Origin of the sequence: Phyllobacterium sophorae (genome assembly GCF_003010965.1) — a bacterium.
GTDB classification, from domain to species: domain Bacteria; phylum Pseudomonadota; class Alphaproteobacteria; order Rhizobiales; family Rhizobiaceae; genus Phyllobacterium; species Phyllobacterium sophorae.
On record NZ_PGGM01000001.1, the window covers coordinates 639,020 to 659,595 of the forward strand.

The following is a 20,576-nucleotide window of genomic DNA, read 5'->3' on the forward strand; positions in this document are numbered from 1 at the left end:
ACCTTAGCTGCTCGACACCGATCCCGCAAAGAGCTCATCGGCAACGCGCACAGTTTTGTCGGGGTGAAGACGTTCAAGCAGCTTCGTTCGCGTATTTTCGTCAACAAAAGCCCCCTTGATCGCTGTTTCGGTCACCGCATTGAGCATCTCTTCATCATAACCAAAATAAGTCGCCGCGATCTCGTATTCCCGCGCAAGGTCCGTATGGAAAAAGGGCGGATCATCGGAGTTAAGCGTCACCGGAACTCCAGCTCTCGCAAGCTCTGCAAAGGGATGGGCAGGAAAATCGGGATAGACGCTCAGCGAAATATTCGACCCTGGACAGCATTCGAGCATGATCTGGTCATCTGCCAGCCGCTTGACCAGATCGGGGTTTTCGATCGCGCGCACGCCATGGCCGATGCGCGCGGGTCTGAGTGCATCCAGGGCGTCTGCGACGCTTTCCCAGCCCGACAGTTCGCCCGCATGCACGGTAATGCCCAGCCCCGCATTGCGTGCCAGGTCGAACGCCGCGGCGAAGTCCTTGGGGCTATGCATCCGCTCATCGCCGGCCATTCCAAAACCTGTGACCAGCGGGTGCGGATTGTCCGCGATATACTGCGCAGCCGCCAGCACGGCCTCGGGCCCTTTGTGACGCAAGCCCGTCGCGATCATCCGGCATTCCAGGCCGGTAGCGCCTTTGGCCCGGCGCATGCCTTCCGCGAGCCCTTCAATGTAGGCGCGCGGGGAGAGCCCGGCGCTGATGGCATGGTCTGTTGAGATGAACACTTCCGAATAGATGGCGCCTTGCCTGCTCAGCGAGAGCAGATAGTCTTCGGCAAGATCGGCGTAGTCCTCGTCGGTACGAAATAGCATCGAGGCCTGATCATAGGCGCGGAGGAAGGATGTAAAGTCGTGCCAGACGAATTTGCCACCCTGAAGGAATGCCGAAACATCTGCGCCATATTTGGTGGCCTTTCGCTCGACCAGGCCAGGCGAGGCGGCCCCTTCCATGTGGCAATGCAATTCGGCTTTCAGGACCATTCCGGTCACTCCAGAAAAATTAAACAAATTAATCGACGCGGCGCTTCACCGCGCTACAGACAATAGCCTTATGCGTTTCAATCTTCTATGGTTCGCCGCAACATAGATCAGCAGGTACACACAATGAGCCAGCAACGAACCGGGGCCCATGGCGGCATGGAAACATCCTTCGGCTTTCAGGATGTCAGTGATGGGGAAAAGCAGGCACGCGTCAATGATGTCTTCCATCGCGTCGCCAAGCGCTACGACGTGATGAACGACCTGATGTCAGGCGGCCTGCATCGGGTCTGGAAGGATTCGATGATTGCCTGGCTTTCACCTTCCAGGACGGCGAATTGGAAAGTGCTCGACGTGGCCGGCGGCACCGGCGACGTCGCCTTCCGGATCATCGAAGCCTCCAATCGCAATGCCCATGCGACCGTGCTCGATATCAATGGCTCCATGCTTGGCGTCGGACGCGACCGCGCCGAAAAGAAGGGCCTTGCCGACAACGCCGAGTTTGTCGAAGCCAATGCAGAAGAACTTCCCTTCGGCGATGCGAGCTTCGACGCGTACACGATCGCATTCGGCATCCGCAATGTCCCGCATATCGATCGCGCACTGTCCGAGGCCTTCCGTGTTTTGAAGCCGGGCGGGCGATTCCTCTGCCTCGAATTTTCCGAGGTCGAACTGCCGGTCCTTGACAAGATCTATGACGCCTGGTCGTTCAACGCCATTCCGAAGATAGGCAAGGCAGTGACAGGCGATGCCGATAGCTATCAGTATCTGGTGGAGTCGATTCGCAAGTTTCCGCGTCAAGCGGATTTCGCCGAGATGATCCGTCAGGCAGGCTTCGAGCGGGTGAGCTGGCGCAATTTTACTGGCGGCATCGCCGCGCTGCATTCCGGCTGGAAGTTGTGAGTTGTGATTCCTGAATGAGTAAGCTTGCAGCAACATTTCGCCTGATGCGGGCCGGATGGATCATGACGCGTGAGGGGGTCATATCTGCCTTGCCCGCGGAAGGTCTGAGCGGCCTTCCTGCGTTCGGTCATCGGGTGGCCGGGCTTCTGGCGCGCAGGCGTGCCATGACCGCACAGCGTTCCGAACGTATGTCGCGCGCCATCAACAAACTCGGTCCATCCTACGTCAAGCTTGGCCAATTCCTGGCAACGCGTCCCGACGTGGTCGGAAATGAGGTGGCGGACGATCTGGCGCTCTTGCAGGACCAGCTTGATTTCTTTCCGATGGAGGCTTCGGTCAAGGCAATAGAAGGCTCGCTGGGACGGTCTGTCGAGGACCTTTATGTAAGCTTTAACGAACCAATGGCCGCGGCCTCGATAGCGCAGGTGCATCCGGCGTTCGTCAGAAACAATGGCGAGCTCAAGAAGGTTGCCGTCAAGGTGGTGCGCCCCGGCGTTCGCCAGCGATTCAACAATGATTTGGAGAGTTTTTTCCTGGTCGCGAAATGGCAGGAGCGTTATGTGCCGGCCACGCGCCGCCTTCGACCCATCGAAGTCACGCGTACCCTCGCTCAAACGACCCGCATTGAGATGGATATGCGGCTTGAGGCGGCGGCATTGTCGGAGATTGGCGAAAACACCAAGGACGATCCGGGGTTCCGTGTTCCAACTGTGGATTGGGAGCGCACCGGACGTGACGTCCTGACGCTCGAATGGATCGACGGCGTGAAAATGTCGGACATCGAAGGTTTGCGTGCTGCCGGCCATAATCTCATCAAGCTCGCGGAAACACTTATCCAGTCGTTCCTGCGCCACACATTGCGCGATGGTTTTTTCCATGCCGACATGCATCCCGGTAATCTCTTCGTCGATTCCGAGGGCCATATCGTTGCGGTGGATTTTGGCATTACCGGCCGCTTGGGCAAGAAGGAGCGCCGCTTTCTTGCCGAGATCCTGTACGGCTTCATTACCCGGGATTATGCGCGTGTCGCCGAAGTACATTTTGAAGCCGGCTATGTGCCGCATCATCATGATGTATCGAGCTTTGCCCAGGCAATCCGCGCCATTGGCGAGCCGATTCACGGACAGCCGGCGGAAACCATTTCCATGGCGAAACTGCTGACGCTGCTTTTCGAGGTCACCGAGCTATTTGATATGGAGACCAGGCCCGAGCTCGTCATGCTGCAGAAAACCATGGTCGTTGTTGAAGGCGTATCACGTACGCTGGATCCGCATTTCAACATGTGGAAAGCATCCGAGCCCGTTGTCGGCGGCTGGATCCGCCGCAATCTCGGGCCGCAGGGCATTCTCATTGACGCCCGCGACGGCGCAAATGCCCTCCTGCATCTGGCCAGGCAGGCACCTGAACTTCTGGCGCGCGCGGATCGCTTGTCACAGGAACTCGACCAGATGGCGGCGAATGGATTGCGCTTTGATGAACAGACCGCCAAGGCAATTGGCAAGGCCGAGGCGCGGCATACGCGTTCCGGCCGCGTCGCACTTTGGGTGATTGCAATTTGCCTTGTCGCGATCACCTATAAGCTTGTCGCTTGAAGAAACGATGCGATTGGTGATATCATTGATTGCAAATTGCGGGATAATTTTCGCGAAAGTGCAATCATATGGCCAGTATCACAATCCGAAATCTTGACGATACCATCAAGGAAAAATTGCGTCTGCGCGCTGCGGCACATGGACGTTCGATGGAAGAAGAGGTCCGGCTTCTCCTCGGGGGACTGGGAAATACGACTCCCACCGGGCTTGCACCTGCCGCCGTGAATGCTCATTCCGTCGCGTCGGGCTCCCTTTCCGGGCGGCGCGTACTCCTGATCATCGGCGGTGGCATTGCCGCGTATAAATGCCTCGACCTGATTCGGCGGTTGCGCGAACGGGGCGCCCAGGTGCGGCCGGTTTTGACCAAAGCGGCTGAAGAGTTCGTCACGCCGCTGGCTGTCGGCGCGCTTGCTGCCGACAAAGTCTTCACCGAGCTTTTCTCCCGCGAGGATGAACACGATGTCGGCCATATCCGCCTCTCGCGTGAAGCCGATTTGATCGTCGTTGCGCCGGCGACGGCCGACCTCATGGCCAAGATGGCAAATGGTCTTGCCAATGACCTCGCATCTGCCGTGCTGATGGCGACTGACAAGCGTGTGTTGATTGCCCCGGCAATGAACCCGAAAATGTGGGACCACCCGGCCACGAAGCGCAATCGCGCGACTCTGGAGAAGGATGGCATCCATTTTGCTGGTCCCAGCAGTGGCGAGATGGCAGAGAGTGGTGAAGGCGGTACGGGACGCATGGCCGAACCGCTGGAGATCGTTGCGGCGATCGAGCTGCTGCTCGACCGCCGTCCCAAGCCGCTGACAGGCAAGACCATAATCATGACCTCGGGACCGACCCATGAGCCGATTGATCCGGTGCGCTACATCGCCAATCGTTCTTCCGGCAAGCAGGGCCACGCTATTGCCGCAGCACTGGCGAAGCTCGGCGCCACAGTACGGCTGGTTTCCGGACCTGTGAGTATTCCCGATCCTGAAGGTGTTACGGTAACCCACGTCGAGTCGGCACGGGAAATGCGTGATGCGGTGGAACAGTTTCTGCCCGCCGATGCCGCTGTCATGGTCGCTGCGGTGGCGGATTGGCGCACGGCAAACGAGGCCGGCGAAAAGATCAAGAAAAAGCCGGGTGAAAAAGCCCCGGCGCTGCAAATGGTCGAGAATCCCGATATCCTCGCAGGTATCGGTCATAGCAAATTGCGGCCGCGCCTTGTCGTTGGCTTTGCCGCCGAAACCCAGGATCTGTTGAAGAACGCGCGCAAAAAGCTCGACAAGAAGGGTGCTGACTGGATCGTCGCCAACGATGTCAGCCATGCCACGGGTGTCATGGGCGGCGATCGCAATGCGGTGCGCATCGTCAGCCGTTCAGGTGTGGAAGAATGGCCGGACATGAGCAAAGGCGAGGTTGCTGAACGACTGGCTGCCAGGATCGCCGCCGCATTGCAGGCGGTTGAGGTTTAGGGCTAAGACCGGTCGGCATGAAAACGGAGTACCATTCATGATTCCCACCCTTGAAACCGATCGCCTTATCCTGCGTCCCCATCGGCGCGAGGATTTTGAGGCGGTTCACGCCATGTGGCAGCACCCCGCGATCTACACGCAAATAACGGGAAAACCATCGACCCGAGAACAATCCTGGGCACGCCTCTTGCGCTATGCGGGTCTCTGGCCCCTGATCGGTTATGGCTTCTGGGCAATGGAAGACAAGGCAACCGGACGCTTTGTCGGCGAGCTCGGCTTTGCCGACTTTCAGCGGGAGATCAACCCGCCGTTCGGTGACGCGCCGGAAATGGGCTGGGTCCTCGCACCGGAAATTCACGGCAAGGGCTATGGCAGCGAAGCGCTGGCGAGCGTTGTTGAGTGGGGCGATACATTCTTCAAGCAGGATCGGGCGCTTTGTATCATATCGCCGGAAAACGCCGCCTCGTTGCGAGTTGCCGAAAAGAACGGCTTCAGCAAGGTTCTCGAAACGACCTATACGGATGAGCCCGTCATACTTTTGGAACGGGCGTTTCGACCCAATTAATTGCCGCCGAGGCTGGCACGGTGTCAGCCTCGGCGTTATGTAAGCAAACACTTACAGTTCTATTCGACGATAATCTGGCTGTATTCCTTTCTGAGTCGTTCGAAATTGCCCCAGAACCCCGGCGTCTTGTCGCCATTGAGGTGATCGATGAGCACGCCGAGATGGGTGTGCCAGCCACTCGCAACCATGACCATTGAATCGGCACTGGCAAGACGCGTATGGGTCACCCTCAGCAATGTGTCGGCGCCTTTCGCTTCGAGTTCGAATGTGACTTCGGAATCCTGTCCCCCGTCCGGCCACGTAATGCTCAAGACATGCGGCGGCTCATAACGAAGAACCTTGCCTTCATTGGTTGCACCTTCGAAGTTCTTGAATTCGGCCGGTGTCGTTTCGTCCGTAAGTTGCGAATGGTAAAAGGTCAGTTTGACGTCACCGCCGACGTAATCGGCCATCGGGCCTTGCGCCAGCCATTTTTTGCGCTTGTCCGATTCCGTCAGATATGCCCAGACCCGTTCAATAGGGCCTGGCAGGATGCGTTCGATGCGAACCGTACGAGGCGCGGTGACAACGCCGAGCCGATCATTTCCAACATGCTCGTTCATTTCTGTCTCCTTGACGTATTTTCAGGTGTTGACGGTTTTTCTGGCAGTTTCCCGGCCGCCTGGGCCGTGGCGCGATCCTCCTCACGCAGGATTTCCTCAAGATCTTCCAGACGCGAGGTCCAGAACCTTTCATACGTGCGCAGCCACTCCTGTGCCTCGGCGAGCCGCGCCGCCTCAAGCTGGCACATATGAGTCCTGCCCTGGACATGCCTGCGGACCAGCCCGGCCCCTTCCAGCACCTTGATATGTTTCGACGCGCCCGCCAGCGACATGTTGAAGGGTGTCGCGAGTTCACTGACCGAGCGTTGACCATCCGTGAGCCGGTGGAGCATCGCCCTTCGCGTCGGATCAGAAAGGGCGTGGAATACGGCGTCGAGATGAGGTGCCTGAAATTCAACCATATGGTTTAATATCATTGAACCCAAATTTAGTCAACCATATGGTTGAATATTATTCTGCCAACATTAATTCCCTTCACAAGGCGCAAGGGTGCGAACAGGCTGGTACCTACCTGTTTTCGGCAAAGTAGCGGTTGATTGGATACGTTGCGCTAAAGAACCAGAAATCCCTGTCCCAGCGGATCGTCTTCCTCGACGATGAATTCCGCCTTGCCACTGTAATAGGCATGACCGGAAACACGGGCGGTAATGGCATCGTATTCGCCGGCTTTGGTTTTGGAGGCGACGAAGCCCGCGAACCTTGACCCGACGATGCTTTCGAAAATCCGCGCATTGCCCTCGCGGATCTGGCCCTTGGCATGCATCGCCGCGAGGCGTGCGGTTACCCCGGAGCCCGTGGGCGAACGGTCAAGTTGCGCGTCGGCGAAGATGCAGACGTTCTTGGTCGGACCTTCATTCCAGGCATCAGCCCCATCGGTCAGAATGGAGCCGTAGAGGAACGCCAGATCCTTGTGATCGGGGTGGTCAAGCGGCACCGCCTCTTTCACCGCTTCCGTTAAGATCGTCGCGGCTTCGATGAATTTTTGAGCCGGATCGCGGCCAAACTCGAGACCGAATTGATGGCAGTCCGCCATCGCATAAAAGGCGCCTCCATAGGACACGTCGAACTTCACTGCCCCAAAACCGGGCAGGTCGATGCTTTGATCCCGTGCAAACAGGAAAGCCGGGACACTCTCAAACGAGACGCCGCCGGATTTGCCCTCGCGCACTTCGACGGAGGCGACCACCATGCCACATGGGCATTCGATATGAACCGTTGTCACCGGCTCCACCTTGGGAACAATGCCGTAATCAATGGCATAGCGGCCAAGCGCGATGATGGCGTGGCCACACATGGTGGAATAACCTTCATTGTGCATGAACAGCACCGCGAGATCGGCGCCGGGAAGATTCGGCTGAACCAGCAATGCACCGTACATGTCGAAGTGTCCGCGCGGCTCGAACATCAGGATCCTGCGCAGGTGATCATGCCTGTCGCGTACATAGGCACGTTTCTCGAGGATTGTACCCTTCGGCAATTCGGGATAGCCGCCAGTGATGATGCGCAGCGGCTCACCGCCCGTGTGCATGTCGACGACCTTAAGTGGGGCATCCATCAGGCAATCTCCAGCAATGCGGGCAATTTGCGCATGTCGTCGAACAAAATACCTCCCGCGGCCGTCAGGCCATCGCGGTCCGCGTGCTCGTCGCCGCAATAGGCGAAGACACGCATGCCAGCGGCCGTTCCCGCTGTGGTTCCGGCAACACTGTCCTCGATCACTACGGCCTGGGAGGGCTCGTAGCCCATCTCTTTTGCGGCGTGCAAAAACAGATCGGGAAAAGGCTTTCCGCGAGCAACCATGGAAGCGCTATAGAGCACATTCTGGAAATGGCCGATAAGACCTGTTTTCCCGAGCGTTATGTACATCTTTTCGACATGCGCTGATGAAGCCACGCAAAAGGGAAGTGCGGCTTTCTTCACTGCAGAAATGACGTATTCAATGTGAGGGATGGCTTCGACACCATTTTCAAAGATGATGGGAATAGCCTGATACCAGCGGTCGACGAAATCCTCCCCGAGCGGATAACCTTCCGCTTCGACCTTCTCCTTGACGGCGCGCATCGGCATCCCGCACAGGTTTTTCCGTGCCTCTTCGAAGGTGATTGGGTAGCCGGATGCGCCGAGCATTTTCACGAGATGCTGGTTGGCAAGCGTTTCGGTATCGACCAGAACCCCGTCACAGTCGAAGATCACCAATTCGGGGCGTGCCATTATTCAGCTATCCTTATCCATGCCTTGTGAAAAGAGTTGTTGCAGGTCGCCAAATGGAACGCCTGTCTTGGTAAATTCAAAAGTGCCTTTGTCCAGAACCTCACGTGCGGCGTCGCGAACCGCGGTAAAGGCGGCCGTCGTCAAACGCGGGCCGAGCGAAATGCGGCGCACACCGATTGAAGCCAGCTCGCTGACGGTGAGCGATGCGGGTGCCAGCACACTCACCGGTTTTGAAACCGAAGCGCAGATTGTCCGGATGCGCTCGATATCGGAAATGCCGGGGGCAAAAAGTACATCGGCGCCGGCCTTCTCAAAGGCTTGCAAGCGCTTGATCGTGTCGTCGAAATCAGTCTGGCCGTGAAGGAAGTTTTCGGCCCGTGCCGTGAAGACAAAATCGGTCTTGAGGGCGCGCGCTGCTTCGGCTGCGGCCGCGACACGTTCGACCGCCAGCGAAAAATCGTAGATCGGCTTGTCTGGATCGCCAGAAAAATCCTCGATGGAGCAGCCGGCAAGTCCCGCCGCTTCAGCCGCAAAGATCGTCTCTGCGGCACTGTCGGCACTGTCGCCTTTGCCCTTCTCCAGGTCACCGGAAATCGGCAGGTCGGTCGCCCCGACGAGATCACGGCAATGCTGCATCATCACGTCGAAGGTAATTGTCCCATCGGGAAGGCCGCGTGAAAATGCGAAGCCGGCGCTGCTGGTCGCCAGGGCCTTAAAGCCCATAGAAGCAAGAAACTTTGTCGTCCCGGGGTCCCATGGATTGGGCATGAGAAAAATCTCGGATCGCTCATGCAACTGACGGAAAACCCTGCCCTTGTCCATGACGACCTCCCAGTCGAAAATCCAATCACGAAGTGCCCGTTGACCCGAACCCCCCAGCGCCGCGAGCCGTGTCACTTGCATGTTGCCGCTCTTCAATGGCGAGCTGGACAACCGGTGCCAGAACCACCTGCGCGATACGCATGCCGCGTTCCACGTAGAAATCGTCGTCGCCGAGATTGATCAGGATTACTTTTACCTCACCACGGTAGTCGGAATCAATCGTGCCCGGCGTATTGAGGCAGGTAATTCCGTTCTTGATCGCCAGACCTGAACGCGGCCTTACCTGCGCTTCGAAGCCCTTGGGAATCTCGAAAATCAGACCCGTAGGTACCAAGGCTCTGCGACCGGGCAGAAGCAGCAAGGGCCGGTCTTCGGGTACGGCAGCACGAAGGTCCATGCCGGCGGAACCCGAGGTTTCGTAGGAGGGTAGTTCGAGTCCCTCGCCATGCGGCAAACGGACAAGACCCAGAGCTGGGTTTTTCGGATGAGCGGAATCGGTTTCTTGAGCCATGAAAGTCCTTTTTCACCAGTCGGCGGGCACCGTCAACTCACAAGATTGGGGTGCATCCATTCTTTGCACATAATCTCCTTCTAACAGGCTACCCCATCTGGGCGATTCCCAAGAATGAAATCACACGGTATTGTCAGTCTGTATGAGATCAAAACCAGGTGATTCATGTGTCGTTGGGCAGCCTATCTCGGACCGCAACTTTATCTTGAAGATGTTATCGCCTCTCCCTGTCACTCCCTGATCGCTCAAAGCCATGATGCGCATGAGGCCAAGACGCGCACAAATGGCGATGGGTTTGGTGTCGCCTGGTATGGCGAACGGGACGAACCGGGCCTATACCGCGATATCCTGCCGGCATGGTCGGACCAGAACTTGAAGAGCCTGTCGCGGCAGATACGCTCGCATCTCTTTCTCGCCCATGTACGCGCATCGACCGGCGGGGCAACCAGCCGCATGAATTGCCATCCTTTCGTCTGCGGCAAATGGAGCTTCATGCACAACGGCCAGATCGGCCATTTCGATCGCTTGCGCCGCGGACTGGAAGCGCGTCTCGACGATGAACTCTACGCCCAAAAGTTCGGCTCGACCGATTCTGAACTGATTTTTCTGCTGATGCTGCAAAATGGTCTCGACGATGACCCGGCCGAGGCACTGGTCCGAACCGTCAATGACATTGTTGCGGAGGCCGAACGGGCCGGTGTTCCGGCGTTTGTCAGGCTCACCGCAGCATTTTCGGATGGCGAGCACCTCTACGCCGTCCGCTATGCCACGGATCGTTTCGCGCCATCGCTCTACACGGCGAGTCTGGCCGCAAGCGCCGGGCTGTGTGTGGTCTCGGAGCCGCTCGACGGTGAAGCGGGAAACTGGATTCCGGTGCCCCCAAATAGCTTCGTGACCATCAAAAACACCAAACGCATCGCCATTGAACCTTTCATGAGCGAAGAAAAATCCGGGCAGCTCGCCGAAACTGCCTGATCTGCCATTCAGAATTGGCAGTCGACGGCAAGGGCTGCGGCTGATAGAAGGCGCGCAACCATTCCCGTTTCAAGTTTGAGCCTTCTCTATGTCTTCTGCCGACCATCCTGTCTCCAAGCGCCGTACTTTCGCGATCATCGCGCATCCCGACGCCGGTAAAACCACGCTGACCGAAAAGCTGCTGCTGTTCGGCGGAGCGATCCAGCTTGCAGGCGAAGTCAAGGCAAAGAAGGACCGTATCCAGACGCGTTCTGACTGGATGAAGATCGAGCGCGAACGCGGCATCTCGGTTGTCACCTCCGTCATGACCTTCGAGTACAAGGATTGCATTTTCAATCTGTTGGACACGCCCGGCCACGAAGATTTCGCGGACGATACCTACCGCACGCTGACCGCCGTCGACAGCGCGGTCATGGTCATCGATGCCGCCAAGGGTATCGAGGCGCGCACGCTCAAGCTTTTCGAAGTTTGCCGCATGCGCGACATCCCGATTGTCACCTTCGTCAACAAGATGGACCGCGAAAGCCGCGATCCTTACGAAATACTCGACGAGATTGAGCAGAAGCTTGCGCTCGATACCGCCCCGATCACCTGGCCGATCGGGCGTGGCAAGAGCTTTGCCGGAACCTACAATCTGCAGAACAACACGGTGCGTCAGCGCGACTCGGAAGAAGTGCCGACGCCGGTCAACGGCCCTGAATCAGCCAAAGTGTCCGGCCTTTTGCCCGAAAACGAGCGTCAGGCTTGGATCGACGAGGTAACGCTCGCACGCGATGCCTGTAATCCATTCGACCTGCAGTCCTTCCGTGAAGGTCACATGACCCCGGTCTATTTCGGTTCGGCACTGCGCAACTATGGCGTGCGCGATCTGATCGAAGCCTTCTGTGACTTTGGCCCAAGCCCGCGAGCGCAGGATGCCGATACGCGCCGCGTCGAAGCGACCGAAGAAAAGATGACCGGCTTTGTTTTCAAGATACAGGCCAATATGGACCCCAATCATCGTGACCGGATCGCCTTCCTGCGTGTATGCTCGGGCAAGCTGTCGCGCGGCATGAAAGCCAAGCTGGTACGCACGGGCAAGCCGATGGGCCTGTCGGCACCGCAATTCTTTTTCGCCCGCAGCCGCCAGATTGCCGATGAAGCATGGGCAGGCGATGTCGTGGGCATTCCGAACCACGGCACCTTGCGCATCGGCGATACGCTGACGGAAGGCGAAGACCTCCTGTTCCGGGGTGTTCCGAACTTTGCCCCGGAAATTCTCCGCCGCGTGCGGCTCGACGATGCGATGAAAGCCAAGAAGCTGCGTGAAGCATTGCAGCAGATGGCGGAAGAAGGTGTTGTCCAGCTCTTCTTGCCGGATGATGGTTCGCCCGCCATTGTCGGCGTTGTCGGCGCGCTGCAGATCGACGTTCTGACGGAACGGCTAAAGGTGGAGTATACGCTCCCCGTCGGGTTCGAGCCGGCACGCTTCACCATCGCCCGCTGGATTTCAGCGGACGATCCGGCGGAATTGCAGCGCTTCATTAATGCGCATCGCGCCGATATTGCCCATGACCTCGACAATGATCCGGTATTTCTGGCGCAGAATTCCTTCTCGCTGTCCTACGAGGCGGAACGCTGGAAGGCGATCCGCTTCGCCGCGATCAAGGATTATCAGGTGCGCGAGGCCGCCTGACCTATGATCTGAGTTCCCGGCGCAGAATTTTGCCGACATTGCTCTTCGGCAATTCGTCGCGGAATTCGACCGAGCGCGGACGCTTGTAATTGGTCAGCCGCTCGGCACAGAATGCTTTCACCGCTTCTTCCGTCAGCGCCGGATCTTTCCGCACGACGAATAGCTTGACCGTCTCGCCCGAATGTTCGTTGGCAACGCCGATTGCAGCCGCCTCGCGGATGCCAGGATGCTCCATCGCCACTTCCTCGATTTCATTCGGATAGACGTTGAAGCCCGACACCAGGATCATGTCCTTCTTGCGATCGACGATCTTGGTGTAGCCGCGCTCATCCATATAGCCCATGTCGCCGGACCGGAAGAAACCGTCGGCTGTCATTGCCTTCTCCGTCTCGTCCGGACGGTTCCAGTATCCCGCCATGACCTGCGGCCCGCGAATGCAGATCTCACCAACTTCCAGCAAGGGAAGTTCCTTGCCTTCGTCGTCGCGAATGGAAAAATCCGTCGAGGGCAGGGGCACGCCGATGGTGCCGGAGAATTCCGTAGCGTCGAGCCGGTTTGCCGATGCCACAGGTGACGTTTCCGACAAGCCGTAGCCCTCGGTGATCAGGCAGCCGGTCACTTCCTTCCAGCGATCGGCCACCGGCTTTTGCACAGCCATGCCGCCGCCAAGTGACAGGATCAGTCCCGAGAAATCGAGCTTGCGGAAATCCTCATTGTTCAAGAGACCGTTGAACAGTGTGTTGAGGCCGGGGAAGATGTGCATCTTGTGCTTCTGCAGCTCCTTCACGAAGCCCGGAATGTCACGCGGGTTCGGAATGAGCACATTCACCGCTCCCTGTTCCATGCCCATCATCGCGTTCACTGTCAGAGCGAAGATATGATAAAGCGGCAAGGCGCAGATGAAGGTCAAATCGTTTGGCCGCGGCTTGATACGGTAGGCGACATCGCACCACAGCCGCATCTGCGCAACATTGGCAACGATATTGCTGTGGGTCAGGATCGCGCCTTTGGAAACACCGGTCGTGCCGCCGGTATATTGCAGGAAGGCAATATCGGGGCCCTTCACCTCAACAGGTTTGAGGGTCAGGGCTGTACCTTTGACCAATGCTGTCTTGAACGGCGTATGGCCGGGCAGTGACCAGGCAGGGACCATTTTCTTGACGCGCCGGACGACGAGATTCACCAAATGGCCCTTAAGGCCCATCATGTCACCCATTGCCGCAACGATCACATGCTGGACGGGGGTCTTGGTGATCACCTTCGCCAAGGTTGCCGCGAAGTTTTCCAGGATGACGATTGCCTTGGCCCCACTGTCCTTCAGCTGGTGCTCAAGCTCGCGCGGCGTATATAGCGGATTGATGTTGACGACGGTCAGACCTGCGCGGAGGATGGCTGCGATGGTAATTGGATATTGCAGCACATTGGGCATCATCACCGCAACACGATCGCCCTTTACGAGGCCGCGCGACTGGAGCCACGCTCCCATCGATTGCGAGTAGCGGTCGAGTTCAGCATAAGTGATGCTCTTGCCCATGCAGCTGAAGGCTGGCCGGTTGCTATATTGCTTGAAGGCCATGGCAAACAGATCGCCGACCGAATCATACTGCAAAGCGGCGATGTCGGCGGGTACACCGTCGGGATATGATTTGACCCACAGCCTGGGCGTGGGCTTCACCGGCTGCGCCGCATCGGTCTTTGGTTTTGATGTCGGTTTGGATGCCTTGGCTTTGGCCGCGAGCTTTGTCGCTGGTTTCGCAGGGGCTGGTGCAGCGGCCGCATTTTTCACATTTGCAGCCTTTGTCTTTGCGGGCCCTTTGGCTGAGCGAACCGCCTCTGTGGCAACGGGTTCTTTCTTTGACGCCGGCGTTGTGCCTTTGGCTGCGGTCTTCGCTGTTGGTGCCGGGGTGACGGCCGGGGCCTTGGCAATCCCCTTTGCAGCCTTCGCCTTTGCAGGCGCACCTGACGGTTTGCTGGCCACGGTCTTGTTGTTTGCCGCCTCCACTGTTTTGGCATCAGCCGGTGTCTTGGCTTTGGCTGCGGGCTTTGCTGCCTGTTTCGCCGGTGCCGGCTTTGCAATCGGAGCCCCGGCAATCTCCTTTGCGGTCCTCGTCTTGGCAGGAGCTTTCACCGGGCTGCTGGCCGCGGCTGTCTTGACACCACCGGCTGACTTTTTTGAAGCAGGTGCGGCGGTCTTCGCCTTGTCAGATGCCGCTTGCGCACTTGCGCGCCTGAGCGTTTTTACCGGTGTTGTCTCGTTCGCCACATTAACCTCCCAGTTGTTTCCCTAAGCCCGGTTCGCGGTTCTCCAGCCGCGCCCCATGCTACTCAACAATCCTATCTATTGCGAGAGGCGTCACCCATGCAAGTATTTACATTGACGTAAACGTAAAAATAGTCAGTCCGCTGTTTTTTCGTAATTCATTCAAAGGGCGCACTCTTGGCACAAAGTTGCCAAGGTTCGCCTCGACAAAGCATTCGCACTTCCTTCATCTTGTTCACCGAACGAAACTGGATCCACCGTGGAAACAATAACCATTGTCCTCCTGATGCTCCTGGCCGTGGTTGTCAGTGACTCCATTATCCGCATGCTGCCCTTGCCGGTGCCTCTGCCGCTGGTGCAAATCGGGCTTGGCGCGGTGATAGCTTCCCTGACCACCATTCGGGTGGAACTTGACCCCGATATTTTCTTCCTTCTGTTTCTGCCGCCGCTGCTGTTCCTCGATGGCTGGCGCATCCCCAAAGAAGGGCTTTTCCGCGACAAGGGCATCATCCTTGAAATGGCGTTGGGCCTGGTCATTTTCACCGTGCTTGGCGTCGGCTTCTTCGTGAACTGGATGATTCCGTCAGTACCCCTCCCTGTCGCATTCGCGCTGGCGGCCATCGTTTCCCCGACCGATCCGATCGCCGTCTCCGCCATTGCTGCGCGTGTACCGATCCCGTCACGCATGATGCACATACTGGAAGGTGAATCGCTGCTCAACGATGCATCCGGACTCGTCTGCATGCGCTTTGCCGTCGCTGCAATGCTCACCGGGTCGTTCTCCTTGTCAGAGGCGTTCTTCACCTTCCTGTGGCTCGCCATCGCGGGCACCGCCATCGGCGTCGGCGTTACCATTGGAGTAACCCGCGGCAAAGCGTTCCTGACCCGGCATCTTGGCGAGGAGAGCGGTTCGCAAATTCTCATAAGCCTGCTCATCCCCTTCGGCGCTTACCTTCTTGCCGAACATGTTCACGCTTCTGGTATTCTGGCAGCTGTCGCCGCCGGCATTACCATGAGCTATGCCGAAAACACCGGCCAGTCACTGGCATTGACAAGGGTGCGGCGCACTGCCGTGTGGGACACGGCGCAGTTTGTGGCGAATGGTGCTATCTTCGTGCTTCTCGGCGAACAACTTCCGGGCATATTTTACGGCGCGGTCGAGAACGTGCAGCAGGCAGGGAGTTCGAGTCCCTGGTGGCTGTTGGTCTATGTGGTGGTGATTTATGCAGCACTGGTGGGACTTCGATTCGCATGGGTTTGGGCCTCATGGCGCATCGCCCTGTCGCGCCCTTCCAGTCGGGAGAATAACATCGTACGGCCGAGTTGGCAGCTTGTCGCCACCATGTCATTTGCCGGTGTGCGTGGCGCGATAACGCTGGCCGGTATCTTGACGCTGCCGCTTTTCCTGCATGACGGAAGTCTTTTCCCTGCCCGCGATCTGGTCATTTTCCTGGCAACGGGCGTTATCATCCTGTCGCTCCTCATGGCCAGCCTTTGCCTTCCCCGGTTACTCAGGAATATCGATCTGCCTGCTGAGGATTCGAACCAGAAAGAGGAAGACTATGCGCGTATTGCCGCCGCCGAGGCGGCCATCATGGCGGTCGAACGGGCGCAGCACGATCTCGCTGCCGGACGCGCCGACGCTGACATCTATGCCGATGTGGCAACGCAAATCATGGAACTCTACCGCAAGCGGATCGACGGGCGCATGCATCTCGGCGAGGAACGCGAACAGACGGCTCGAAGCGAGGAGATCGGTAAGCTGCTGCATATTACTGCGTTGAACGCCGAGCGGCAGGAAATATATCGTCTGGTGCGGGCAAGGCGGCTTGAAAGCACCATGGCCACGAAGATGGTCCGCGATATCGATCTGCTTGAAGCCAGATATGGCTAGAGCCTTTCATACCTCATGGGCGGGAAGGAGTAGCAACCTGTCCAGATTACGCCTGATCTTCCAATACCAGCTCTGCACCCTTTGCCCCCACCATCATCGCGGCGGCATTGGTATTGCCCGAAATAAGGTTCGGGAACACTGAGCAGTCAATAATACGCAGGCGGTCCACACCATGGGCCCTCAGGCGCGGATCGACTACGCCCTCCAAAGGGTCGGATCCCATGCGGCAAGTGGAAACCGGATGATAGACGGTGCCGCTGCGCCGTCTGAAATCCGCAATGAGTTCATCGTCGCTCCGGCAGGCCGGCCCAGGCAACAATTCCTCGACGATCAGTCTGGACATTGTCGGTGTCGCGGCGATCTTGCGCAGGAATTTCACCGCGTCGAGCATCTCGGCAACGTCATGCTCCGTCGAAAATGCATTTGGCATGATGCGCGGCTGTTCCAGCGGATCGTTGGAGCGAATATGAATCGAGCCTGTACTCGTCGGGCGGCAATTGGAAAGGCCGATAGAGAAACCAGGCCAGGGATCCGGTGTGAGGATTGGTCTTTCACCCGTCTTGGGTACGACGGTAGAAAACGCCTGGAAATAAAGCTGCATGTTGGCTCGCTTGCGCGATGGATCGGTGCGGAAAAAACCACCGCCCTGGTTCATGCTGATTGAGAGCGGCCCGGTCCGCAACAACAGATATTCGATCCCGGCGAGAGCCTTGCCCCACCAGGGTCGCAACACCTGGTTGAGCGATGGAATACTCGCCCGGAAAGTATAATTGATGCCGAGATGATCCTGCAGGTTCTCACCCACCTGTGCGTTGTCGTGAACGACCGGAATACCAAGCTGACGCAGGCGCGCCGCATCGCCGATGCCTGAAAGCTCGAGGAGTTGCGGTGTGTTGACAGATCCACCGCAGAGGATCACTTCTCGCCCTGCCTTGACCGTTTCTCCTGTCCCATGACGCTTGAATTCGACGCCGGCCGCGCGCGTTCCCTCAAAGACGATGCGGGTCACCAGTGCCTGCGTGATGACGGTGACATTCGGGCGCTTCATCGCCGGGCGCAAGAATGCCCGCGCCGCCGACATCCGCCTTCCGCCCTTGGTCGTCAGCTGGTACGCACCAACCCCTTCCTGTGTTGCGCCATTGAAATCCGGATTGTATCCGAGCCCGGCTTCCTGAGCCGCCTTGATCAAATGGTTGGCGAGGGGATGGAACAGTTTCGAGCAATCGGTAACTTGAAGGCGGCCGCCGCGCCCAAGGCAGTTGGACGGCCCTTCGTGATTTTCAAGCGAGCGGAAGACCGGCAGCAGGTCCGAAGCGCCCCAGCCTGGATTGCCGCGGTCACGCCATTCATCAAAATCCTCCGCTGCGCCGCGGACATAGACCATTGCATTGATTGAACTTGATCCACCGAGCACCTTTCCGCGCGGCCAGTAGTCGGCAGTGCCACCGAGACCTGGATCAGGCTCGGCGCGATACATCCAGTTGACCGATCTGTCATAGAACGTCTTGCCATAGCCGAGCGGCATGGAAACGAAGAAACGCCGGTCGCTGCCGCCGGCTTCCAGGACCAGTACCGAATACCGGCCATCCGCAGACAGCCGTTCCGCCACGACCGAACCGGCCGATCCGGATCCAACGATGATGAAGTCAAAACAGCGCATGAATACCTAGCCTGGATGCAAAACCGCATCTGAGGAGGATATCCGGCTTCGGTGTCATAAACCCAAACGGCTTTGCGCCATGGCTTATGGAAATTGCGACAGGAGAGTGGCTTTAGCTTCCGCTGATGGTCTGGTTGAGGTTTTCGAAGAATTGCGTGGCGAGTTTCTTCGATGTCGACGAAATCAATCGGCTGCCAAGCTGCGCGATCTTGCCGCCGACATCTGCGTTGACCACGTAGGCCAGCACTGTTTCGGCGCCCTCCTCGGTCAGGGTCACATCGGCTCCGCCCTTGGCAAAACCGGCAATGCCGCCTTTGCCTTCGCCGGAGATTGTATAAGACGATGGCGGGTTGAGATTGGTGAGTTCGACCTTGCCGTTGAAGCGGGCCTTGACCGGACCGATCTTGACCCCGACCGTGGCTTCCAGCTCCGTGTCGGAAATCTTCTCAAGGCTTTCGCATCCCGGAATGCACGCTTTCAAGACTTCGGGATCGTTCAAGGCCTTCCAAACGGCGTCACGTGATGCGGCAATGCGTTCTTCCCCCGTCAAATCCATGCTGAACCCTCCCTCACTTTGCGAAATTTAGAATAATATTTGGACAAATAGAAGCGCTTCTGCGCCGTAGTTCCGCCCGCATTTGCCCCACACTCTTACCCTATTATGGAAAGCGTAGAGATTCTTCCTTCGATCAATTGAACTAAAACCATTCCAATGGCAGTTTGCCCACAATCAAGCGTGACTTCAGGAGACAGACATGGCGTCAGAACAAGCGAACGACCTCAAGCGGTCGGTTCAGGCATTGAAAGCACATTGGAAAAACGGCGCTCCGAAAAATATGCGCGCGACCTTTGCCGACGATTCAAAACGCTTCTCCCGCTACTCGCTCCAGCTCGATGATCTTCTGCTTGATTGGTCCAAATGCCTGGTGAATGACGAGACGCTTTCCCTGCTTGGCGATCTGGCAAAAGTCGCGAACGTCGAGGAGCGTCGCGACGCAATGTTTGCCGGCAAACCAATTAACAATACTGAGGGCCGGGCGGTGCTGCACATCGCACTGCGCAATCGCTCGGGCAAGCCGATCAAGGTCGATGGCGAGGATGTCATGCCAGGCGTCAAGGAGGTGCTTGACCGCATGGCGGCCTTCTCCGATGGTCTGCGATCGGGCAGCATCAAGGGCTCGAAGAACAAACCGATCACCGATGTCGTGAATATCGGCATCGGTGGCTCTGATCTTGGACCCGCCATGGCGACGCTCGCCATGTCGCCGTACCATGACGGGCCGAAGCTGCATTTCGTCTCCAACATCGATGGCGCGCACATCGCTGATACGCTTGCCGGTCTCGATCCTGCGACGACACTGATCATCATCGCCTCGAAAACTTTCACCACCATCGAGACAATGACCAACGCCAAGGCAGCGCGCAAATGGATTGCCGATGCACTTGGCGAGAAGGCAGTCGGCAAACACTTCGCCGCCGTTTCGACAGCGCTGGACAAGGTCGACGCTTTCGGCATTCCCGCGGATCGTATTTTCGGTTTCTGGGATTGGGTCGGCGGCCGCTATTCGATATGGTCGGCCATCGGTCTGCCGCTGATGATAGCGATTGGTCCGGAGGATTTCGGCCGGTTCCTCGATGGCGCCCATGCGATGGACGAACATTTCCGCAAGGCGGCTCTACCCAGGAACCTGCCTATGATTCTTGGCCTGGTCGGCTATTGGCACCGCGCCATCGCCGGTTATACCAGCCGTGCCGTGATTCCGTACGACCAGCGCCTCTCACGCCTGCCTGCCTATCTGCAGCAGCTCGACATGGAGTCCAACGGCAAGGGCGTGACCGTCGATGGCAAACCCGTTGCCGGCCCCACCGGACCGGTGGTATGGGGCGAACCCGGCACAAACGGCCAGCACGCTTTCTTCCAGCTACTGCACCAGGGTACGGACACGATCCCGGTGGAATTCATCGTTGCCGCCAAAGGCCATGAGCCGCATCTCGACAACCAGCATGAGATGCTGCTCGCCAACTGCCTTGCCCAGTCCGAAGCGCTGATGAAGGGCCGCACGCTCGAAGAGGCCAAAGCCCAGCTTGCGGCAAAGAACCTGCCCAAATCCGAAGTAAACCGCATCGCGCCACACCGCGTCTTCACCGGCAACCGCCCGTCGATCACGATTGTCCATGACAAACTTGATCCTTACGCGCTCGGACGTCTGATTGCGCTTTACGAGCACCGGGTGTTCGTCGAGGCACAGCTCTTCGGCATCAATGCCTTCGATCAGTGGGGTGTGGAGCTTGGCAAGGAACTGGCAACGGAACTCCTGCCGGTCGTCTCCGGCGAGGTCAAGCCAAAGGACAAGGACGCTTCCACGCAAGGGCTTGTCGCGCACTTGCGCAAGCGCCGCGAGAAATAGAGCTAAAGTCACACG

Annotated in this window: 18 protein-coding genes; 8 read left to right on the forward strand and 10 right to left on the reverse strand. The window is 58.0% G+C overall.

Going from position 1 to position 20,576, the window contains the following annotated elements:
• Positions 1-3: 3 nt before the first annotated feature.
• Positions 4-1,023 carry an adenosine deaminase gene (locus CU103_RS03150; RefSeq protein ID WP_106662426.1) on the reverse strand — a complete coding sequence of 340 codons (1,020 nt, stop codon included), beginning with the start codon at positions 1,021-1,023 and terminating at the stop codon, positions 4-6.
• 123 nt (positions 1,024-1,146) lie between these two features.
• On the opposite strand from CU103_RS03150, the gene ubiE reads away from it, so the two are divergent.
• From ubiE to CU103_RS03170, 4 genes are all read left to right on the forward strand, one after another.
• A complete protein-coding gene (gene ubiE / locus CU103_RS03155) occupies positions 1,147-1,923 on the forward strand; it encodes a bifunctional demethylmenaquinone methyltransferase/2-methoxy-6-polyprenyl-1,4-benzoquinol methylase UbiE (protein ID WP_106662427.1) in 777 nt (258 codons plus the stop codon).
• Between the two features lie 14 nt (positions 1,924-1,937).
• Entirely contained in the window at positions 1,938-3,515 is a 1,578-nt protein-coding gene (gene ubiB / locus CU103_RS03160) for a 2-polyprenylphenol 6-hydroxylase (protein ID WP_106662428.1), read from the forward strand.
• 68 nt (positions 3,516-3,583) lie between these two features.
• Positions 3,584-4,978 (forward strand): bifunctional phosphopantothenoylcysteine decarboxylase/phosphopantothenate--cysteine ligase CoaBC, encoded by a 1,395-nt coding sequence (gene coaBC / locus CU103_RS03165; RefSeq protein ID WP_245448554.1) that lies wholly within the window; start codon positions 3,584-3,586, stop codon positions 4,976-4,978.
• A gap of 37 nt (positions 4,979-5,015) precedes the next feature.
• Entirely contained in the window at positions 5,016-5,543 is a 528-nt protein-coding gene (locus tag CU103_RS03170; RefSeq protein ID WP_106662429.1) for a GNAT family N-acetyltransferase, read from the forward strand.
• 59 nt (positions 5,544-5,602) lie between these two features.
• On the opposite strand, the gene CU103_RS03175 is transcribed toward CU103_RS03170, so the two are convergent.
• From CU103_RS03175 to dut, 6 genes are all read right to left on the reverse strand, one after another.
• The gene (locus CU103_RS03175) at positions 5,603-6,145 is read right to left on the reverse strand and encodes an SRPBCC family protein (RefSeq protein ID WP_106662430.1); all 543 of its coding nucleotides are present in this window, start codon (positions 6,143-6,145) and stop codon (positions 5,603-5,605) included.
• Positions 6,142-6,546 carry an ArsR/SmtB family transcription factor gene (locus CU103_RS03180; RefSeq protein ID WP_106662431.1) on the reverse strand — a complete coding sequence of 135 codons (405 nt, stop codon included), beginning with the start codon at positions 6,544-6,546 and terminating at the stop codon, positions 6,142-6,144. The genes CU103_RS03175 and CU103_RS03180 overlap by 4 nt, the downstream gene beginning before the upstream one ends.
• A gap of 149 nt (positions 6,547-6,695) precedes the next feature.
• Complete coding sequence (locus CU103_RS03185; RefSeq protein WP_106662432.1) at positions 6,696-7,700, reverse strand: proline racemase family protein; 1,005 nt, start codon at positions 7,698-7,700, stop codon at positions 6,696-6,698.
• Positions 7,700-8,356 carry an HAD family hydrolase gene (locus CU103_RS03190; RefSeq protein WP_106662433.1) on the reverse strand — a complete coding sequence of 219 codons (657 nt, stop codon included), beginning with the start codon at positions 8,354-8,356 and terminating at the stop codon, positions 7,700-7,702. The genes CU103_RS03185 and CU103_RS03190 overlap by 1 nt, the downstream gene beginning before the upstream one ends.
• A gap of 3 nt (positions 8,357-8,359) precedes the next feature.
• Complete coding sequence (locus CU103_RS03195; RefSeq protein WP_106662434.1) at positions 8,360-9,178, reverse strand: isocitrate lyase/PEP mutase family protein; 819 nt, start codon at positions 9,176-9,178, stop codon at positions 8,360-8,362.
• 25 nt (positions 9,179-9,203) lie between these two features.
• Positions 9,204-9,689: a dUTP diphosphatase gene (gene dut, locus CU103_RS03200; protein ID WP_106662435.1), complete on the reverse strand. Its 486-nt coding sequence runs from the start codon at positions 9,687-9,689 to the stop codon at positions 9,204-9,206.
• A 165-nt stretch (positions 9,690-9,854) separates the two neighbouring features.
• Here dut and CU103_RS03205 point away from each other — a divergent pair, with 165 nt between their 5' ends.
• Entirely contained in the window at positions 9,855-10,664 is an 810-nt protein-coding gene (locus CU103_RS03205) for a class II glutamine amidotransferase (RefSeq protein WP_106662436.1), read from the forward strand.
• An 88-nt stretch (positions 10,665-10,752) separates the two neighbouring features.
• On the forward strand, positions 10,753-12,339 hold the full coding sequence (locus CU103_RS03210; protein WP_106662437.1) for a peptide chain release factor 3: 1,587 nt from the start codon (positions 10,753-10,755) through the stop codon (positions 12,337-12,339).
• 1 nt (position 12,340) lies between these two features.
• Here the strand turns inward: CU103_RS03210 and CU103_RS03215 are convergent, their stop codons facing one another.
• On the reverse strand, positions 12,341-14,341 hold the full coding sequence (locus tag CU103_RS03215) for a long-chain fatty acid--CoA ligase (protein WP_280954578.1): 2,001 nt from the start codon (positions 14,339-14,341) through the stop codon (positions 12,341-12,343).
• Between the two features lie 517 nt (positions 14,342-14,858).
• On the opposite strand from CU103_RS03215, the gene CU103_RS03220 reads away from it, so the two are divergent.
• Positions 14,859-16,493: a Na+/H+ antiporter gene (locus CU103_RS03220; RefSeq protein WP_106662439.1), complete on the forward strand. Its 1,635-nt coding sequence runs from the start codon at positions 14,859-14,861 to the stop codon at positions 16,491-16,493.
• Between the two features lie 46 nt (positions 16,494-16,539).
• Here the strand turns inward: CU103_RS03220 and CU103_RS03225 are convergent, their stop codons facing one another.
• Both CU103_RS03225 and CU103_RS03230 read right to left on the reverse strand, forming a co-directional pair.
• Complete coding sequence (locus CU103_RS03225) at positions 16,540-18,153, reverse strand: GMC family oxidoreductase (protein ID WP_106662440.1); 1,614 nt, start codon at positions 18,151-18,153, stop codon at positions 16,540-16,542.
• A 112-nt stretch (positions 18,154-18,265) separates the two neighbouring features.
• On the reverse strand, positions 18,266-18,709 hold the full coding sequence (locus CU103_RS03230; protein WP_106662441.1) for an SRPBCC family protein: 444 nt from the start codon (positions 18,707-18,709) through the stop codon (positions 18,266-18,268).
• A 199-nt stretch (positions 18,710-18,908) separates the two neighbouring features.
• On the opposite strand from CU103_RS03230, the gene pgi reads away from it, so the two are divergent.
• The gene (gene pgi, locus CU103_RS03235) at positions 18,909-20,561 is read left to right on the forward strand and encodes a glucose-6-phosphate isomerase (protein ID WP_106662442.1); all 1,653 of its coding nucleotides are present in this window, start codon (positions 18,909-18,911) and stop codon (positions 20,559-20,561) included.
• Positions 20,562-20,576: the final 15 nt, after the last annotated feature.

What these genes read in the sequence shown, in the direction of transcription:
- CU103_RS03150 (WP_106662426.1), bottom strand. Translation starts at nt 1,023, where the DNA reads ATGGTCCTGAAAGCCGAATTGCATTGCCACATGGAAGGGGCCGCCTCG.
- ubiE (WP_106662427.1), top strand. Translation starts at nt 1,147, where the DNA reads ATGAGCCAGCAACGAACCGGGGCCCATGGCGGCATGGAAACATCCTTC.
- ubiB (WP_106662428.1), top strand. Translation starts at nt 1,938, where the DNA reads ATGAGTAAGCTTGCAGCAACATTTCGCCTGATGCGGGCCGGATGGATC.
- coaBC (WP_245448554.1), top strand. Translation starts at nt 3,584, where the DNA reads ATGGCCAGTATCACAATCCGAAATCTTGACGATACCATCAAGGAAAAA.
- CU103_RS03170 (WP_106662429.1), top strand. Translation starts at nt 5,016, where the DNA reads ATGATTCCCACCCTTGAAACCGATCGCCTTATCCTGCGTCCCCATCGG.
- CU103_RS03175 (WP_106662430.1), bottom strand. Translation starts at nt 6,145, where the DNA reads ATGAACGAGCATGTTGGAAATGATCGGCTCGGCGTTGTCACCGCGCCT.
- CU103_RS03180 (WP_106662431.1), bottom strand. Translation starts at nt 6,546, where the DNA reads ATGGTTGAATTTCAGGCACCTCATCTCGACGCCGTATTCCACGCCCTT.
- CU103_RS03185 (WP_106662432.1), bottom strand. Translation starts at nt 7,700, where the DNA reads ATGGATGCCCCACTTAAGGTCGTCGACATGCACACGGGCGGTGAGCCG.
- CU103_RS03190 (WP_106662433.1), bottom strand. Translation starts at nt 8,356, where the DNA reads ATGGCACGCCCCGAATTGGTGATCTTCGACTGTGACGGGGTTCTGGTC.
- CU103_RS03195 (WP_106662434.1), bottom strand. Translation starts at nt 9,178, where the DNA reads ATGGACAAGGGCAGGGTTTTCCGTCAGTTGCATGAGCGATCCGAGATT.
- dut (WP_106662435.1), bottom strand. Translation starts at nt 9,689, where the DNA reads ATGGCTCAAGAAACCGATTCCGCTCATCCGAAAAACCCAGCTCTGGGT.
- CU103_RS03205 (WP_106662436.1), top strand. Translation starts at nt 9,855, where the DNA reads ATGTGTCGTTGGGCAGCCTATCTCGGACCGCAACTTTATCTTGAAGAT.
- CU103_RS03210 (WP_106662437.1), top strand. Translation starts at nt 10,753, where the DNA reads ATGTCTTCTGCCGACCATCCTGTCTCCAAGCGCCGTACTTTCGCGATC.
- CU103_RS03225 (WP_106662440.1), bottom strand. Translation starts at nt 18,153, where the DNA reads ATGCGCTGTTTTGACTTCATCATCGTTGGATCCGGATCGGCCGGTTCG.
- CU103_RS03230 (WP_106662441.1), bottom strand. Translation starts at nt 18,709, where the DNA reads ATGGATTTGACGGGGGAAGAACGCATTGCCGCATCACGTGACGCCGTT.
- pgi (WP_106662442.1), top strand. Translation starts at nt 18,909, where the DNA reads ATGGCGTCAGAACAAGCGAACGACCTCAAGCGGTCGGTTCAGGCATTG.